At 60.4% G+C, this 17452-nt stretch carries 17 protein-coding genes; 12 read left to right on the forward strand and 5 right to left on the reverse strand.

Annotated features, from left to right (window positions below; translation table 11 throughout):
• Nucleotides 1-233 precede the first annotated feature (233 nt).
• The 4 genes from B0D71_RS25035 to rsgA all read right to left on the reverse strand — a co-directional run bounded on the left by B0D71_RS25035 (nucleotide 234) and on the right by rsgA (nucleotide 3325).
• Nucleotides 234-725, reverse strand: coding sequence for a toll/interleukin-1 receptor domain-containing protein (locus B0D71_RS25035; protein WP_103397098.1), 492 nt, complete (start codon nucleotides 723-725; stop codon nucleotides 234-236).
• Nucleotides 725-1684: a caspase family protein gene (locus B0D71_RS25040; protein WP_103397099.1), complete on the reverse strand. Its 960-nt coding sequence runs from the start codon at nucleotides 1682-1684 to the stop codon at nucleotides 725-727. Before B0D71_RS25040 ends, B0D71_RS25035 begins: the two co-directional genes overlap by 1 nt.
• A gap of 2 nt (nucleotides 1685-1686) precedes the next feature.
• Nucleotides 1687-2094, reverse strand: a complete 408-nt coding sequence (locus B0D71_RS25045; protein WP_103397100.1) for a TIR domain-containing protein — start codon at nucleotides 2092-2094, stop codon at nucleotides 1687-1689.
• Nucleotides 2095-2293: 199 nt separating this feature from the next.
• The gene (gene rsgA, locus B0D71_RS25050) at nucleotides 2294-3325 is read right to left on the reverse strand and encodes a small ribosomal subunit biogenesis GTPase RsgA (protein WP_008016907.1); all 1032 of its coding nucleotides are present in this window, start codon (nucleotides 3323-3325) and stop codon (nucleotides 2294-2296) included.
• A 107-nt stretch (nucleotides 3326-3432) separates the two neighbouring features.
• On the opposite strand from rsgA, the gene orn reads away from it, so the two are divergent.
• Both orn and B0D71_RS25060 read left to right on the forward strand, forming a co-directional pair.
• Nucleotides 3433-3975, forward strand: coding sequence for an oligoribonuclease (gene orn, locus B0D71_RS25055; RefSeq protein WP_103397101.1), 543 nt, complete (start codon nucleotides 3433-3435; stop codon nucleotides 3973-3975).
• A 153-nt stretch (nucleotides 3976-4128) separates the two neighbouring features.
• Entirely contained in the window at nucleotides 4129-4740 is a 612-nt protein-coding gene (locus B0D71_RS25060) for a trimeric intracellular cation channel family protein (RefSeq protein WP_090452809.1), read from the forward strand.
• On the opposite strand, the gene queG is transcribed toward B0D71_RS25060, so the two are convergent.
• Nucleotides 4722-5801 carry a tRNA epoxyqueuosine(34) reductase QueG gene (gene queG / locus B0D71_RS25065; RefSeq protein WP_103397102.1) on the reverse strand — a complete coding sequence of 360 codons (1080 nt, stop codon included), beginning with the start codon at nucleotides 5799-5801 and terminating at the stop codon, nucleotides 4722-4724. The genes B0D71_RS25060 and queG overlap by 19 nt on opposite strands.
• A 63-nt stretch (nucleotides 5802-5864) precedes the next feature.
• Here queG and B0D71_RS25070 point away from each other — a divergent pair, with 63 nt between their 5' ends.
• The 10 genes from B0D71_RS25070 to B0D71_RS25115 all read left to right on the forward strand — a co-directional run bounded on the left by B0D71_RS25070 (nucleotide 5865) and on the right by B0D71_RS25115 (nucleotide 17435).
• On the forward strand, nucleotides 5865-7364 hold the full coding sequence (locus B0D71_RS25070) for an NAD(P)H-hydrate dehydratase (protein WP_103397103.1): 1500 nt from the start codon (nucleotides 5865-5867) through the stop codon (nucleotides 7362-7364).
• Nucleotides 7352-7822: a tRNA (adenosine(37)-N6)-threonylcarbamoyltransferase complex ATPase subunit type 1 TsaE gene (gene tsaE, locus B0D71_RS25075; protein ID WP_103397104.1), complete on the forward strand. Its 471-nt coding sequence runs from the start codon at nucleotides 7352-7354 to the stop codon at nucleotides 7820-7822. The genes B0D71_RS25070 and tsaE overlap by 13 nt, the downstream gene beginning before the upstream one ends.
• Nucleotides 7823-9253 (forward strand): N-acetylmuramoyl-L-alanine amidase, encoded by a 1431-nt coding sequence (locus tag B0D71_RS25080; RefSeq protein WP_103397105.1) that lies wholly within the window; start codon nucleotides 7823-7825, stop codon nucleotides 9251-9253.
• A complete protein-coding gene (mutL, locus tag B0D71_RS25085) occupies nucleotides 9250-11160 on the forward strand; it encodes a DNA mismatch repair endonuclease MutL (protein WP_103397106.1) in 1911 nt (636 codons plus the stop codon). Before B0D71_RS25080 ends, mutL begins: the two co-directional genes overlap by 4 nt.
• Nucleotides 11160-12131, forward strand: a complete 972-nt coding sequence (gene miaA / locus B0D71_RS25090) for a tRNA (adenosine(37)-N6)-dimethylallyltransferase MiaA (protein WP_103397107.1) — start codon at nucleotides 11160-11162, stop codon at nucleotides 12129-12131. The genes mutL and miaA overlap by 1 nt, the downstream gene beginning before the upstream one ends.
• Nucleotides 12132-12223: 92 nt before the next feature.
• On the forward strand, nucleotides 12224-12484 hold the full coding sequence (gene hfq, locus B0D71_RS25095) for an RNA chaperone Hfq (RefSeq protein WP_003221112.1): 261 nt from the start codon (nucleotides 12224-12226) through the stop codon (nucleotides 12482-12484).
• 12 nt (nucleotides 12485-12496) lie between these two features.
• A complete protein-coding gene (gene hflX, locus B0D71_RS25100) occupies nucleotides 12497-13798 on the forward strand; it encodes a ribosome rescue GTPase HflX (RefSeq protein ID WP_103397108.1) in 1302 nt (433 codons plus the stop codon).
• Nucleotides 13799-13894: 96 nt separating this feature from the next.
• Nucleotides 13895-15070, forward strand: a complete 1176-nt coding sequence (gene hflK, locus B0D71_RS25105; RefSeq protein WP_103397109.1) for an FtsH protease activity modulator HflK — start codon at nucleotides 13895-13897, stop codon at nucleotides 15068-15070.
• Nucleotides 15070-15939, forward strand: coding sequence for a protease modulator HflC (hflC, locus tag B0D71_RS25110; protein WP_103397110.1), 870 nt, complete (start codon nucleotides 15070-15072; stop codon nucleotides 15937-15939). The genes hflK and hflC overlap by 1 nt, the downstream gene beginning before the upstream one ends.
• Nucleotides 15940-16247: 308 nt before the next feature.
• Nucleotides 16248-17435 (forward strand): ATP phosphoribosyltransferase regulatory subunit, encoded by a 1188-nt coding sequence (locus B0D71_RS25115; protein WP_008048076.1) that lies wholly within the window; start codon nucleotides 16248-16250, stop codon nucleotides 17433-17435.
• The last annotated feature ends 17 nt before the right edge of the window (nucleotides 17436-17452 follow it).

Below are 17452 nucleotides of genomic sequence, written 5' to 3' on the forward strand. Positions count from 1 at the left end.
TCGAGGCGCGGGGCGACACCCCCACTCAGACGCCGGATAGATGAAAGCAAGCCAAACACGCATCAAATACAGTATTGCAGAAAAGGGGGTAACCATAGATGTAGGAGCCAGCTTGCTGGCGATGGTCGTTAACGATTACGCGTACTGTCTGGAACCACTCGGCGAGCTTGAATCCATCGCCAGCAAGCCGGCTCCTACAGGTGTTGGGCAAGAGAACGGGGAGTGGAGCGTCGTCAGAAGCCGCGGATAATTCGCGACTTGAGCTCGGCGTGAAAGCGATCGGCGTTGGATTTATTGATGCTGCGCGCTGACTCGCTGCCGGTCACCGATTCCAGTGACATCGAGCGCTTGAGCGTGGCTTCGTTTCGATAGGCATCTATAAAGAAATCTATGTCCCGGTCGCTGGTCAGCTTCGGCCATTTGTCCAGGTACAGCGGCAGCTCGGTGGGGCCGGTCTTGAACGAGCAGATGCGCCGATTGGTGATGGTCGCTTCACCGATTTCGAATGGCACCCACCAGGACAGTGCGGTTTTCTCCGATACCACCGCCAGCAGGTGCGTGCATTCGCTGATGTTGCGGGTGATCACCCCGGTGATGTCGTCGGTGGTCTGGGATTCGGCATCCAGTACGTCGAGGTAGGTCTTGATGTTGGCCTGGATCAGGCGCGCGTTGATTTTGACCGCGTGGGCGCGATCCATGTGGCGGTAGCTGATAAACACTGGCATCAGAAATGTCCCTTGATCGCGAGTTCACGGTAATAGGCACCGAGGGCGGTGAGGCGGCAGCCGGTAGAGTGGATGGCGGCGTAGTACATGTGTTCGGCGTCCACCGGCTCGACCAGGCTGTGGCGGTTGCACTTTTGCAATTGGGCGAAGACCTCGCCTTGTTCCGGGTTGAACTCGGGTTCAGTGGGCTCAAAGCTGGGGGCAAGGGGGTAGACCGACTCCGCTTCGGCGAACCATTCAGGGAGTTTGCGCAGGATTTCCTTGGGGATCAGCGGCGAAACCTCGCGCAGGGAAATGAACTGCGAGACGTTGGTCTTGAACACCGGGCGCTGTTCCCAGGCATCGAGGGCGTTGTCGACAAACGAATAGAGGCTGCCAGGGGTGATCTTGCCCAGGATGTTCGCCGCTCCGCCGTGCAGGGCCTGGAGCAACAGTGCGGTGAATACGCCGTGCTGCACACCCTCCATCGCAGGCTCTTCCTTTTTGCATGCGGTCAAAATCGTCATGCCTTCGCCGACCACGCTGCCTTCACTGCGCAAGGCGCGCAATTCGCCGGCCGATCCGCTCTGGCAACAATCGAGAATGATCACCTTGTTTTTGATTTTAGTGGCTTTGCTCGCCCAGTTGAGGATATCGCTGAGGCGAATTCCGTCCTTGGCGCTCTTGTAGTCCTGCGGGATCAACATGCCTTCGTCGGTGTCGGTATCGAAGCTGCCGTGGCCGGCGAAATACAGCAGCGCGACATTGCAGTCCCCGGAAAACAGCTCGCGGATCTGGTCTTCGAGTTTTTCCCGGCTCAGGTAGTCCTCGGCGGAGGTCAGTACGATGTTCTTGAAGTTCGGATCGCCGTTGGCGTCGGTCTTCAGCACCGAGGCCATGGCCATGGCGTCATTGCTGCAACCGCTCAGGCGCGAAACGTGGGTGTAGTCATTGATGCCGATAAACAGTCCCTTGCGCATGGTTACACCGCCGTATGCTGGCGAATCGCATTGATGATGCTGTTGGTGTTCCACGCACATTCGGCGTGTGCCGCGTCGCGTACCACCGTGGAAATGCGCTCGGCACCGAACGGCTTGATCGCAATGATCACCTTGCCCATGCGCTTGGCGATCTCGATTTCCTTGTTGATCCACTTGCTGTAGGTGGAATACATCCCGGCCATGATCAGCACCGCCGAACAGGGACGGATCTTGTTTTCGATGGCCTCCTCAAGTTGTTTGTCGGTTTTCGCGCCGACAATCGGGTTGTCCGGTGGCACCGAAAAATTCTTGTAGGTGAAACCAGGCTTGGCGTTGAGCAGGCGCACGAGATTGTCGTGGGCGTGTGGGTAGTTCCACGAGTGGCTGATGAACAGATGGTAGGTTTGCATGGGTGTCCCTCGGTGTCGCTGGAGTGCGAAGAGGGTTTGAACTTAGGCGATTGCAGGGTGGCTACAAGGACCTGCGGCGGAAAGAGAAATGCCCTACAGGGGTGCCCGCGCACGTCTTACAGAAAGATCCGATGTTTAAGCAGGAGGAGGATTCAGACGCCGGCCGCCCCGCTGAAGGCAGGGCGGTCGGAACGACTGTTTAGTAGCCGTTTTCCGGCAGGCTGGCGATGATCGAGCGGTAGCTGTTCATCCGTTGCTGCTGCACGCGGCCGTCTTCAAGGGCCTTGAGCAGGGCGCAACCGGGTTCGCGGTCATGCTTGCAGTCGCGGAAGCGGCAGGTGCCAAGCAGGTCGTTGAACTCGATGAAGCCGGCTTCGACGTCGGCTCGACTGACGTGGCCCAGGCCGAATTCGCGGATGCCCGGGGAGTCGATCAACTCGCCACCGCCGGGGAAGTGGAACAACCGCGCGGTAGTGGTGGTGTGGGTGCCCTGGCCGGACAGTTCGGACAGCGGGCCGACGCGGGTTTCGACATCCGGCAGCAGGCTGTTGACCAGCGACGACTTGCCGACACCGGACTGGCCGACGAACACGCTGATGCGCCCGTCCAGTTGCGCCTGCAATTGTTCCATGCCGTTGCCGTGGTGGGCCGACACTTCCAGCACCGGATAGCCAAGGGTGCGGTACACCGCGAGCAAGGCATTCAGCGCCGGGGCGTTGTGTTCATCGATCAGGTCGAATTTGTTCAGCAGCAACAGCGGCTTGATGCCCGCATGCTCGGCGGCTACCAGGTAGCGGTCGATCAGGTTGGCATGAGGCTCGGGCAGCGGTGCAAACACGATGACAATCATGTCGACGTTGGCCGCCACCGGCTTGAGCTGGCCGCGGCTGTCCGGTCGGCACAGCTCGGTGTTGCGCGGCAGTTGCGCCACGATCACGCCGATGCCCTGGTTGCCGGCACGCCAGACCACCTGATCGCCGGTCACCAGCGCCGGCAGGTTGGCGCGCAGGTGACAACGGAACACCTGGCCGGCCAGTTCGCCGTCGCGGGCCTCGACCTCGACCTGCACACCGAAGTGCGCGATCACCAGGCCGTGCTGTTCCGGGCCCAGGTCGCCACCTTCGAGTGCCTCGACAGCCGAGGACTCGCGTTTGGCGGCGCGGGCAGCGCGTTCGCCTTGAATCTTTTCGATGCGCCAGTTTTGGCGGCGATTGAGTTGGCGTTTGGCCATGGGTGTTCCGTATAAAGAATGCAGCGATTAGGTAAAACGGCCGCGAGTTTAGCACGCCCGGCCACCGGCCTAGGCTAAACTGCGCAGCATTGCCTAGGAGCCGTCACATGCAAAATTCGCAGAACCTGATCTGGATCGACCTGGAAATGACCGGTCTGAACCCGGACACCGACGTCATCATCGAAATGGCCACCATCGTCACCGACAGTGAGCTGAACACCCTGGCCGAAGGTCCGGTGATCGCCATTCACCACAGCGACGCAGTTCTCGCCACCATGGACGAGTGGAACACCCGCACCCACGGCAACTCGGGCCTGACCCAACGTGTACGCGACAGCCGCATCAGCATGGCCGAAGCCGAAGCCGAAACCATCGCCTTCCTGGAGAAGTGGGTGCCAAAAGGCAAATCGCCGATCTGCGGCAACAGCATCTGCCAGGACCGTCGCTTCCTATATACCCACATGAAATCCCTGGAAAGCTATTTCCATTACCGCAATCTCGACGTGTCGACGCTCAAAGAGCTGGCTGCGCGCTGGGCACCGGACGTGCGTGACAGCTTCAAGAAGGGCAGCACCCACCTGGCCCTGGACGACATTCGCGAATCCATCGCTGAACTGCAGCACTACCGCAAGCATTTCATCAAGGCCTGAACTTGAGGCCCGACCTTGTAGGCGCTGGCTTGCCAGCGATGGAGCCCATGAGGACGCCATCGCCTGCAAGCCGGCTCCTACAAGTAGTGATGCCCTCTTTTGGTGCTCCAGCGAACTGAGTAGACTGCGCGCCTTTCTGCAAGGACCGCCACTATGCTGCTGATGCTCTACCTGATCGCCATCACCGCCGAAGCCATGACTGGCGCCCTCTCTGCCGGCCGGCGCGGCATGGACTGGTTCGGTGTAGTGCTGATCGCATGTGTCACGGCGCTGGGTGGTGGGTCGGTGCGCGATGTGCTGCTTGGGCATTACCCGCTGACATGGGTCAAACACCCGGAGTACCTGGTGCTGACCACGGCTGCCGCCATGATTACGGTATTCACAGCGCGCTGGATGCGGCATCTGCGTTCACTGTTCCTGGTGCTCGACGCCATGGGCCTGGTGGCCTTCACCCTGATCGGCTGCATCACCGCCCTGGAAATGGGCCATGGCATGTTGGTCGCTTCTGTCAGCGGTGTGATCACCGGCGTTTTCGGCGGCATCCTGCGGGATATTTTCTGCAACGATATTCCGCTGATCTTCCGGCGTGAGCTCTATGCCAGCGTTTCGTTTGCGGCGGCATGGTGTTACATGCTCTGCATCTATCTGCAATTACCCGATGAACAATCGATTTTGATCACCTTGTTCGGCGGTTTTCTGTTGCGCTTGCTGGCGATACGTTTTCATTGGGAGATGCCCAAATTCGTCTACAACGACGAAGCCTGACGTTCGGCATGTTGCCGCAGCGCCCATTCGACATGTTCACGTACCAGTTCTGAAGGGTGCTCACGTCGCGCCTTCAGCGCCTCCAGTACCGGAATCGTTGAAGGCGCATTCCCCAACCCCACCGCCAGGTTGCGTAACCAGTTTTCGTAACCGGTCCGGCGCAGCGGCGAGCCTTCGGTACTGCTGAGAAACTTCTCTTCATCCCACATGAACAGTTCCGCCAGCCCGGCATTGTCCAGGTTGTGCCGCGGCTTGAAGTCGTTTTCACCGGACGGCCGGGCGAAGCGGTTCCACGGACAGACAATCTGGCAATCATCGCAACCGAACACCCGATTGCCGATCAGCGGTCGCAGGTCTTCAGGGATCGCGCCTTTGAGTTCGATGGTCAGGTAGGAAATGCAGCGCCGGGCATCCAGCACATAGGGGCCGACGAAGGCGTTGGTCGGGCAGATGTCGAGGCACGCACTGCAACGACCGCAATGTTCGGTGGCGTGGGGCGGGTCCACCGGCAGTGGCAAATCGACGAATAGTTCGGCGAGGAAGAAATAGCTGCCTGCCTTGCGATTCAGAACCAGGGTGTTTTTGCCGATCCAGCCCAGGCCGGCCTGTTCGGCGATGGCTTTTTCCAGCACTGGGGCGCTGTCGACAAAGGCGCGAAAGCCAAACGGGCCGATTTCTGCCTGAATCTTGTCCGCCAGTTGTTGCACGCGTTTGCGGATCAGCTTGTGGTAGTCACGGCCCAGGGCATAACGCGAGACGTAGGCTTTTTCCGGTTGGGCGAGCATTTTTGCCATTTGCGTGTCGCCCGACAGGTAATCCATACGCAGCGAAACCACGCGTAACGTGCCGGGCACCAGTTCTTCCGGGTGCGAGCGTTTGCTGCCATGGGCGCCCATGTAGTCCATTTCGCCGTGGTAGCCGGCGGCGAGCCAGCGCTCCAGGTGCTGCTCGTGCTCGCCCAGGTCGAGGCCGCTGATGCCGACTTGTTGAAAGCCCAGCTCGCGACCCCAGTCCTTGATGGATTGGGCGAGGGCAGGCAGGTCTGTGGTAATAGCGGGCATGAGGCGAGAGAAACCGGAGCTGAGGTGCGTATAATTCTGCCAGACATCGGAGCCCGAAGACGCATGCCGCACACTAAAGATGAATTACCCGACGCGCTGTACAGCGCCGCGCAAGTGCGGGCACTCGACGCGAGCCTGATCGCCGCCGGCACGCCGGGCTTCGAATTGATGCAGCGCGCCGCGCGGGCGACGTGGCGGGCGTTGGTGCGACAATGGCCGACAGCGAACGAACTGAGTGTACTTACCGGTCATGGCAACAATGCCGGGGACGGGTATCTGGTGGCAGCATTGGCCCAGCGTGCCGGTTGGTCGGTTCGGGTGCTGGCGGTGGGAGATCGGCAGCGCCTGCAGGGGGATGCGGCATTGGCCCATGCCGAAGCAGTGTCTGCAAGCGTCTCCATCGAGCCCTGGGGTGTCCAGTCCGAATTGCGCGGCATTGTGTTGGACGCCTTGTTGGGTACTGGCCTGACCGGTGAAGTGCGCAAGCCGTACGTCAGTGTCATCGCCGCGATCAATGCCAGTGGACTGCCAGTTGTTGCGGTGGATATCCCTTCCGGGCTATGCGCCGACACCGGTCGCCTCCTCGGCTGCGCGGTGCGAGCGGATCTGACGGTCACCTTCATCGGCCTGAAACTGGGCTTGTTCACCGGCGATGCGGCGGATGTCGTGGGTGAGCTGGTTTTCAATGACCTGCACGCCGATCCGCAGTTGCTTGAGGGGGCGCAGACGAGTGCCCGGCGTCTTACGGCTAATAATCTGCCGCGCCTGGCCCCCCGGGCCCCGGCTTCCCATAAAGGCCGATTCGGCCATGTGCTGCTGATCGGCGGTGATCGCGGGTTTGGTGGTGCAATCCTGCTCAGTGCGCAAAGCGCCTTGCGCAGCGGCGCGGGCATGGTCTCGGTGGCGACCCGCAGCGAACATGTCCCCGCCGCGCTGGCGCGGATTCCCGAGGCAATGGTGCTGGGCACCTCGTCAGCCAATCAGTTGATGGGTTTGCTTAAAAAAGTTTCTGTGCTGGTTGTCGGTCCGGGGCTGGGGCAGGCTGGCTGGGGGGGCAGCCTGTTGTCGGCCGCCGCCAACGCACCGCTACCGCAAGTCTGGGACGCCGATGCACTGAATATGTTGGCCGCGGAACGTGTGAGTTTGCCCGAGGACTGCGTGATCACGCCGCATCCGGGGGAGGCCGCGCGTTTGCTCGGAATGAGTACGGCCCAGGTTCAAGCTGATCGATCCGCTGCGGCCCATGCATTGAGCAAAAAATATACAGCGGTCGTGGTGCTCAAGGGCGCCGGGAGTCTGGTCGCCAGTCCTGATGGGCGTCTGGCGCTGTGTCATCAGGGGCATCCGGCGATGGCTACGGCGGGTTTGGGCGATGTACTGGCCGGTTTGATCGGCGCGTTGCTGGCCCAGGGCATGGAGGCATTCGATGCGGCCTGCCTGGCGGTCTGGCTACATGCCAGTGCCGGTGAGCAACAAGGTAAATTGGGCCGTGGGCTGGCGGCCAGTGATCTGATACCAGCCATTCGTCAGTTGTTGGAGGAGCAAGCACCGTGTCTGAAGTAACCCTGTACCTGGCCGATGAGCAGGCCATGAGCGACTTTGGCGCACGCATTGCCGGAATCACCCGGGGCCACGGCCTGATCTTCCTCGAGGGCAACCTGGGGATGGGCAAAACCACGTTGTCCCGAGGCATCATCCGCGGTCTTGGGCATGTCGGGGCCGTAAAAAGCCCCACCTTCACCTTGGTTGAACCCTACGAGATCGGCGACATCCGTGCTTTCCATTTCGATTTGTACCGTCTGGTCGATCCGGAAGAACTGGAGTTCCTCGGTATCCGCGACTACTTCGAAGACGATGCCCTGTGTCTGATCGAATGGCCTGATAAAGGTGCAGGCTTTTTGCCAAAGCCGGACCTGACCATTACCATTAGCCCGCAAGACAGCGGGCGTTCGCTGAAAATTTTGTCCCAGGGCTCGCGTGGCGAGGCCTGGTGTGCCGCTTTGGCATTGGAATCCAAATAGATGATGGGGTTAGGTATGCGCTTTCGCGCGTTGGTGGCTGCCGTAGGGGTGTTGTTTTTGGCGGTGACCGTCGACGCTGTGGCCGACTCGAAGGTCAACAGTGTTCGTCTGTGGCGGGCCCCGGACAACACTCGACTGGTGTTTGACCTGACGGGGCCGGTGCAGCACAGCGTCTTTACCCTGACGGCTCCGGATCGCCTGGTCATCGACATCAATGGCGCGACCCTCGGTGCGCCGCTCAACGTCAACACCTCGAACACCCCGATTACCGCCATGCGCTCGGCTCAACGCACGCCGACCGACCTGCGGGTGGTCATCGACCTGAAAAAGGCGGTAACGCCGAAAAGCTTCTCCCTGGCGCCGAACGCCCAGTATGGCAACCGCTTGGTGGTCGACCTGTTCGATAACGCCGCGGATGCCGCGCCTCCTCCTGCGCCGACACCGTCGGTCGCCACTGTGCCTGCAGTGCCGGTCACGCCTGCCGAACCGGCAATCAAGTTGCCGCCGGCCCCGGCCGGCAAACGCGACATCGTTGTGGTCATCGACGCCGGACACGGTGGCGAAGACCCGGGAGCATCGGGTTCTCGCGGCCAGCGTGAGAAAGACGTGGTGTTGCAGATCGCCCGCGAAACGCAGCGTCAGATCAGCGGCATGAAAGGCTTCCGCGCCGAACTGACCCGTACCGGCGATTACTTCATTCCGTTGCGCGGCCGTACCGAAATCGCCCGCAAGAAAGGCGCCGACCTGTTCGTCTCGATCCACGCCGACGCAGCGCCTTCTGCCGCCGCTTTCGGTGCCTCGGTATTTGCCCTGTCTGATCGCGGCGCGACTTCGGAGACGGCCCGCTGGCTGGCCGACAGTGAAAACCGGTCCGACCTGATTGGTGGTGCCGGCAATGTCAGCCTCGATGACAAGGACCGCATGCTCGCCGGTGTGCTGCTTGACCTGTCGATGACGGCATCCCTGACATCCAGCCTGAACGTTGGCCAGAAGGTGCTGAGCAACATTGGCCGGGTGACGCCTCTGCACAAGCAGCGGGTCGAACAGGCGGGGTTCATGGTGCTGAAGTCGCCGGATATTCCGTCGATTCTGGTGGAAACCGGGTTTATCTCCAACGCCAACGAAGCCTCGAAGCTTGCCGCATCAGGCCACCAGCAGGCGCTGGCGCGTTCGATCAGCAGTGGCGTGCGCCAGTTCTTCCAGCAGAACCCGCCACCGGGCACCTACATTGCCTGGCTGCGCGACTCTGGCAAGATTGCGCAGGGGCCACGTGATCACCGCGTCAACCCGGGCGAGACCCTGGCAATGATCGCCGTGCGCTATCAGGTATCGCCCGCGACCCTGCGCAGTGCCAACAATCTGTCGAGCGATGAGCTCAAGATCGGTCAGCACCTGACTATTCCGGGCACTGAATTGGCGGCCAAAGAATGAATCAGGTCGTGAACAACAGCGCGCGAATCGAGCTACTCAGCCCGCGACTGGCGAACCAGATTGCTGCGGGTGAGGTGGTCGAGCGCCCGGCTTCGGTGATCAAGGAGCTGCTGGAAAACAGCCTCGACTCCGGTGCCAAGCGCATCGACGTCGATGTCGAGCAGGGCGGCGTCAAGCTGCTGCGGGTGCGCGACGATGGCAGCGGCATTTCCGCCGATGATCTACCGCTAGCCCTGGCCCGTCACGCCACCAGCAAAATCCGCAACCTGGAAGACCTCGAACAGGTCATGAGCCTGGGTTTCCGCGGCGAGGCCCTGGCATCGATCAGTTCCGTCGCGCGGCTGACCCTGACCTCCCGTACCCGCGACGCCGATCAGGCCTGGCAAGTCGAGACCGAAGGCCGTGACATGGCGCCCCGGGTACAGCCGGCGGCCCATCCGGTGGGCACGTCGGTGGAAGTGCGCGACCTGTTTTTCAACACGCCGGCACGACGCAAGTTTCTCAAGAGCGAAAAAACCGAATTCGATCACCTGCAGGAAGTGATCAGGCGTCTGGCCCTGGCGCGCTTCGATGTGGCGTTCCATCTGCGCCACAACGGCAAGACCATCCTCAGCCTGCACGAGGCCCATGATGATGCGGCCCGTGCCCGGCGCGTGGCGGCGATCTGCGGTCCGGGTTTCCTGGAGCAGGCACTGCCGATCGAAATCGAGCGCAACGGTCTGCATCTATGGGGTTGGGTCGGCTTGCCGACCTTCAATCGCAGCCAGGCCGACTTGCAGTATTTCTTCGTCAATGGCCGTGCTGTGCGCGACAAGCTGGTGGCCCACGCGGTACGCCAGGCCTATCGCGACGTGCTGTTCAACGGCCGGCACCCGACCTTCGTACTGTTTTTCGAAGTAGATCCGACCGGCGTCGACGTCAACGTGCACCCGACCAAACACGAAGTGCGCTTCCGTGAAGGGCGCATGGTTCACGATTTCCTCTACGGCACCTTGCACCGCGCCTTGGGCGATGTGCGACCGGACGATCATCTGGCGGCGCCGGTTGCCACGGCGAGCGTTCGGCCCACCGGCCTCGAAGCCGGTGAGTTCGGGCCTCAGGGCGAAATGCGCCTGGCCGCCAATGCTCTACTGGAGCAGCCTCAGGCCCAGCCGTCGTTCAATACGCCGGCGGGTTCGGGTGCTGGCGCGGGTTATCAGTATCAATACACGCCGCGTCCGCAGTCCGGTGTTCCTGTTGCCGAAGCCCAGGCCGCCTATCGCGAGTTTTTTGCGCCGCTGCCCGAGGCCAATGCCGTTGCGCTACCGGCCGGGCAGGACGACATCCCGCCGCTGGGTTATGCGCTGGCACAACTCAAGGGCATCTATATTCTTTCGGAAAACGCTCAGGGTCTGGTGCTGGTGGACATGCATGCCGCCCACGAGCGGATCATGTACGAGCGACTGAAGGTGGCGATGGCCAGCGAAGGCCTGAGCGGCCAGCCGTTGTTGGTGCCGGAGTCCCTGGCCGTCAGCCAGCGTGAAGCCGATTGCGCCGAGGAACATGTCGCCTGGTTCCAGCGTCTGGGCTTTGAGTTGCAGCGCCTGGGCCCGGAAACCCTGGCGATCCGGCAAATCCCGGCACTGCTCAAGCAGGCAGAAGCCAACCGGCTGGTCGCCGATGTCCTGGCTGATCTGATGGAGTTCGGCACCAGCGACCGCATTCAGGCGCACCTGAACGAATTGCTCGGGACCATGGCCTGCCACGGCGCGGTTCGTGCGAATCGGCGCCTGGCCCTGCCGGAAATGAACGGTCTGCTGCGTGACATGGAGAACACCGAGCGCAGCGGTCAATGCAACCATGGCCGACCGACCTGGACCCAATTGGGCCTGGACGATCTGGACAAACTGTTTTTGCGCGGTCGTTGATGAGCCAGCTCCCACCTGCGATTTTCCTGATGGGCCCGACCGCCGCCGGCAAGACCGACCTGGCCATCGAGCTCACCAAAGTCCTGCCGTGCGAGTTGATCAGCGTCGATTCGGCGCTGGTCTACCGTGGCATGGACATCGGTACTGCCAAGCCTTCCAAAGAGCTGCTGGCGCAGTATCCGCATCGCCTGATCGATATTCTCGACCCAGTTGAAAGCTATTCGGCTGCGGATTTCCGCCGCGACGCCCTGGAAGCCATGGCCGATATCACCGCACGCGGAAAAATTCCGCTGCTGGTGGGCGGCACGATGCTCTATTACAAGGCTTTGGTTGAAGGTCTGGCGGATATGCCGGCTGCCGACCCCGACGTCCGTGCGCAAATCGAAGAGGAGGCTGCACGCCTTGGCTGGCAAGCCTTGCACGAACAATTGGCGGTGATTGATCCGGAGTCTGCGGCGCGAATACATCCGAACGATCCCCAGCGGTTGAGTCGAGCGCTGGAAGTTTATCGTGTCAGCGGTCAAAGCATGACTGCCCTGCGTTTGAAACAATCTGTGCAAAGTACTGAAGCAGCCGCTTCGGGACGGCAACAATTGCCCTATACTGTCGCAAACTTGGCTATTGCCCCGGCAAATCGCCAGGTACTGCACGAGCGAATTAAACAAAGATTCACTTTAATGTTGGAACAGGGATTCATTGACGAGGTCGTAGCCCTGCGTAAGAGAAGTGACCTGCATGCCGGGTTGCCGTCTATACGTGCAGTAGGCTACCGCCAAGTCTGGGACTACCTGGATGGCAAGCTGACGTCAGCCGAGATGCAGGAGCGTGGAATCATTGCCACGCGCCAGTTGGCGAAACGCCAGTTCACCTGGCTGCGCAGTTGGACTGATCTGCATTGGCTGGACAGTCTGGATTGCGACAATCTGCCGCGCGCCTTGAAATACCTTGGGACCATCTCCATATTGAGCTGAGTCCTTGCAATTGCCGTCTATCCTTGGGGGTGTGGCGGCTAAAGCCATCTGATTACCTATTTTTATATTGAATCCTTAAAGGAGTGCGGCACATGTCAAAAGGGCATTCGCTACAAGACCCTTACTTGAATACTTTACGTAAAGAGAAAGTTGGGGTGTCCATCTACCTGGTCAACGGTATCAAACTGCAAGGCACGATCGAGTCGTTCGACCAGTTCGTCATCCTGCTGAAAAACACCGTAAGCCAGATGGTCTACAAACACGCTATCTCTACAGTGGTGCCGGTTCGTCCAATTCGTCTGCCTAGCGCAACCGAATCCGATGCAGGTGACGCTGAGCCAGGTAACGCCTGATAGGAGTCTCCTTTGTTCTTTGAGCGCCACGGTGGTGGTGAGCGAGTCATCCTCGTTCACTTGGAAGGTCAGGACCCTGAGGCGCGCGAAGATCCGCAGGAGTTTCAGGAATTGGCTAATTCGGCGGGCGCCGAGACCGTTGCGTTTTTTAACGTGCCGCGTCATCGGCCAACCGCCAAATTCCTGATTGGCAGCGGCAAGGTCGAGGAACTACGCGACCTGGTCCATGCCGAAAAGGCCGATCTGGTGATTTTCAATCACATCCTCACGCCCAGTCAGGAACGTAACCTCGAACGTGTTTTCGAGTGTCGCGTGATCGACCGTACCGGTCTGATTCTCGATATTTTCGCCCAGCGCGCCCGTACCCATGAAGGCAAGCTCCAGGTAGAACTGGCCCAGCTTGACCACATGAGCACCCGGCTGGTTCGTGGGTGGACCCACCTTGAGCGTCAGGGTGGTGGTATCGGCATGCGTGGACCGGGTGAGACCCAGCTGGAAACCGACCGCCGTTTGCTGCGGGTTCGCCTGCGACAGATCAAGGGTCGGTTGGAAAAAGTGCGCAGCCAGCGCGAGCAATCGCGACGTGGCCGATCACGTGCGGATATTCCTACCGTGTCCCTGGTGGGGTATACCAACGCCGGTAAATCCACACTCTTCAATAACGTGACGAAATCCGACGTGTACGCGGCTGACCAATTGTTTGCCACGCTGGACCCGACCTTGCGCCGTCTGGAATTGGACGATCTGGGGCCGATTGTTCTGGCTGACACTGTAGGTTTCATACGCCACTTGCCCCACAAGCTGGTCGAAGCATTTCGGTCTACGCTCGAAGAGTCGAGCAATTCCGACCTGCTGTTGCACGTGATCGATGCGGCCGAACCGGATCGCATGTTGCAGATCGAGCAGGTGATGGTGGTGCTGGGCGAGATCGGGGCCCAGGACTTGCCGATCCTCGAGGTCTATAACAAACTCGATTTGCTTGACGGCGTTGAGCCACAGATCCAGCGCAATGCCGAAGGCAAGCCGCAACGGGTCTGGCTGTCGGCGCGTGATGGCACTGGTCTGGAATTGCTTGAACAAGCCATTGCCGAGTTGCTGGGCAGTGATTTGTTTGTCGGTACCTTGCGCTTGCCGCAACGATTCGCTCGACTGCGTGCGCAGTTTTTCGAACTCGGTGCGGTGCAGAAAGAAGAACACGACGAAGAAGGCATCAGTTTGCTGGCCGTTCGTTTGCCCCGGGTCGAGTTGAATCGACTGGTAAGCCGCGAAGGATTGCAGCCGATGGAGTTCATCGAGCAACACACTTTGCAATAAAAGCCTGGGAAAGCGGTTGTGCCGTGGTGACAGGCATTCTGTAGCATTGGTCGGCGCGCCGTGGGTGCGTCTTTGCTTTATCAGATGGAGAGCGCTATGGCTTGGAATGAGCCGGGTGGCAACTCGAATAATCAGGATCCTTGGGGTGGCAAGCGTCGTAACAACGGCGACCGCAAGGGACCACCGGATCTCGACGAGGCCTTCCGAAAGCTGCAGGAAAGCCTGAACGGTTTGTTCGGTGGTGGTAAGAAACGTGGTGGCGACGACGGCGGTGGTCCGGGCAAGAGTGGCGGCTTTGGCGGCCTGCTCGGCATCGGTCTGGTCGTGCTGGCCGCCGTTTGGCTGTACAGCGCGGTTTATGTCGTCGACGAGCAGGAGCAAGCCGTGGTGCTGCGCTTCGGCAAGTACTACGAAACCGTGGGTCCGGGCCTGAATATCTATTTCCCGCCGATCGACAAGAAGTACATGGAAAACGTCACGCGTGAGCGTGCCTACACCAAGCAGGGCCAGATGCTGACTGAAGACGAAAACATCGTCGAAGTGCCGCTGACCGTGCAGTACAAGATCAGCAACCTGCAGGACTTCGTGCTGAGCGTCGATCAGCCGGAAATCAGCCTGCAGCATGCGACCGACAGCGCCTTGCGCCATGTGGTGGGTTCCACCGCGATGGACCAGGTACTGACTGAAGGTCGTGAGTTGATGGCCAGCGAGATCAAGGAGCGTCTGCAACGCTTCATGGATACCTATCGCACCGGTATCACCGTCACCCAGGTGAACGTTCAGAGCGCAGCGGCACCGCGTGAAGTCCAGGAAGCCTTCGATGACGTGATCCGTGCCCGGGAAGACGAACAGCGTTCGCGCAACCAGGCCGAAACCTATGCCAACGGCGTCGTGCCGGAAGCCCGTGGTCAGGCCCAGCGCATCCTTGAGGATGCCAATGGTTACCGTGACGAGACCGTCTCGCGCGCCAAGGGTGAGGCCGATCGCTTCACCAAACTGGTCGCCGAGTACCGCAAGGCTCCTGAAGTTACCCGCCAGCGTCTGTACCTGGACACCATGCAGGAAGTCTTCAGCAACACCAGCAAGGTACTCGTGACCGGCAACAAGAACGGCCAGAGCAACCTGCTGTACCTGCCGCTGGACAAGATGGTCGAAAGTGGTCGCAGCGTCAGTGCTCCGATAAGCAGTTCGGCAGCCTCCAGCAATGAAGCGAATGCGCGTGCGGCAGCAGACCTGCAGCAACAGCAAGCACGTACCAGGGAGAGTCGCTGATGAGCAATAAATCGCTGATCGCCCTTATTGTCGGCGTCGTCGTGGCGATCGCTGCCTGGAACTGCTTCTACATCGTGGCTCAGACCGAGCGTGCGGTGTTGCTGCAGTTCGGTCGCGTGGTTCAGGCCGATGTTCAGCCAGGCCTGCATGTGAAAGTGCCTTACGTTAACCAGGTGCGTAAATTCGACGCACGCCTGATGACGCTGGATGCACCGACACAGCGCTTCCTGACGCTGGAAAAGAAAGCCGTGATGGTCGATGCCTACGCCAAGTGGCGTGTGAAGGACGCAGAGCGTTACTACACCGCGACTTCCGGCCTCAAGCAGATCGCCGACGAGCGTCTGTCCCGTCGTCTGGAGTCGGGTCTACGTGACCAGTTCGGTAAGCGCACCCTGCACGAAGTGGTCTCTGGTGAGCGCGATGCGCTGATGGCGGATATCACGGCTTCGCTGAACAAGATGGCCGAGAAAGAGTTGGGCATCGAAGTTGTCGATGTCCGGGTCAAGACTATCGACCTGCCGAAAGAAGTGAACCGCAGTGTGTTCGAGCGTATGAGCACCGAGCGTGAGCGTGAAGCTCGCGAGCACCGCGCCAAGGGTAACGAGCTGGCCGAAGGCATCCGTGCCGACGCCGATCGTCAACGCCGCGTGCTGCTGGCTGAAGCCTATCGTGAATCCGAAGAGGTTCGCGGTGATGGCGATGCCCAGGCCGCTGCTATCTATTCCAAGGCCTACGGTCAGGATCAGGAGTTCTACGCGTTCTACCGTAGCCTGCGTGCCTACCGTGAAAGCTTCGCGAACAAATCCGACGTTATGGTCCTCGACCCAAGCAGTGACTTCTTCCACTACCTGGAAAAAGCCAAGCCTTGATACGGCGTTGACCTGAATCACTCCGCCGGGCGGCTAAAAGCTCTGGCGGGGTGATCCTTTGGGAAAACGTGTGTATGATGCGGCAGCCGGGAAATTCCCGGCTTTTTTGCGTCTGCACGTTTGATTGCTGTATTTGAGCAGATGCCGGGCCATTGGCTCGACAGTTTTTCGAGGAAAGTGGTTGGCGAAGCCGGTAAAAGGCTTTTCGCTTCGTCGCTCATGCGCGTGGTTTGTGCATAAGCCGATCATTTTCTGCTTCACTCAAGGCTCGCCGACTGGCTGGCTGCCCGGAGATAGGGGAAGGCGTAATGGCAACGGTAGACCGCTGGCTTCTGCCAGATGGCATCGAAGAAGTACTGCCACCGGAAGCTGCGCGTATTGAAGTCGCGCGTCGTCAGGTGTTGGATCTGTTCCAGAGCTGGGGTTACGAGTTTGTCGTGACTCCCCATATCGAGTACCTGGAATCCCTGCTGACTGGCGCAGGCCAGGATCTGGATCTGCGCACCTTCAAGGTCATCGACCCGCAATCGGGTCGGCAGATGGGTTTCCGGGCCGACATCACGCCGCAAGTGGCGCGCATCGATGCGCATACCCTGCGCCGGGAAGGTCCGAGCCGCCTGTGCTATGCCGGTAGCGTGCTGCATGCCCAGCCTCGCGCCTTGTCGTCCTCGCGTAGCCCGATTCAACTGGGTGCCGAGCTGTACGGCGACGGTAGCCCAAGCAGCGACGTCGAAGTCATCAGCCTGATGCTGGCCATGCTGCAACTGGCCGATGTGCCGGATGTGCACATGGACCTCGGTCATGTCGGTATCTACCGTGGCCTGGCCCGCGCGGCTGGTTTGTCCGGTGAAGTCGAGCAGCAGTTGTTCGATGCCTTGCAACGCAAGGCCATCGACGAGGTCATTACCTTGACCGAAGGCTTGCCTGCCGATCTGTCGGGCATGTTGCGTGCGTTAGTCGATCTGTGTGGTGGCCGTGAAGTATTGAGTGCTGCCCGCGAGCGTCTGGCCAAGGCGCCGGCCCCTGTACTGGCAGCGCTGGACGACTTGCTGGCGATTGCCGAGCGGCTGTCCGTGCGTTTCCCAGAGCTGCCGTTGTACTTCGACCTGGGCGAGCTGCGTGGCTACCACTACCACACCGGTGTGGTGTTCGCCGTGTTCGTGCCGGGTGTTGGCCAGTCCATTGCCCAGGGCGGTCGTTACGACGACATCGGCGCCGACTTCGGTCGCGCCCGTCCGGCAACCGGCTTCTCTACCGATTTGAAAACCCTGGTGACCCTGGGGCGTGCTGAGATCGAGCTACCGTCTGGCGGTATCTGGATGCCTGACAGTACGGATGCGGCACTCTGGCAGCAGGTTTGCCAGTTGCGCAGTGAGGGTCAGCGTGTCGTTCAGGCCTTGCCTGGACAACCTTTGGCCGCCGCCCGTGAAGCGGACTGCGACCGGCAATTGATTCAGCAGAACGGGCTTTGGCAAGTATCGCCACTGGCTTCTTGAGTTTTCCCGCCGGCTGC

This window comes from Pseudomonas laurylsulfativorans (genome assembly GCF_002906155.1).
In the GTDB taxonomy this organism is placed as follows: Bacteria; Pseudomonadota; Gammaproteobacteria; order Pseudomonadales; family Pseudomonadaceae; genus Aquipseudomonas; species Aquipseudomonas laurylsulfativorans.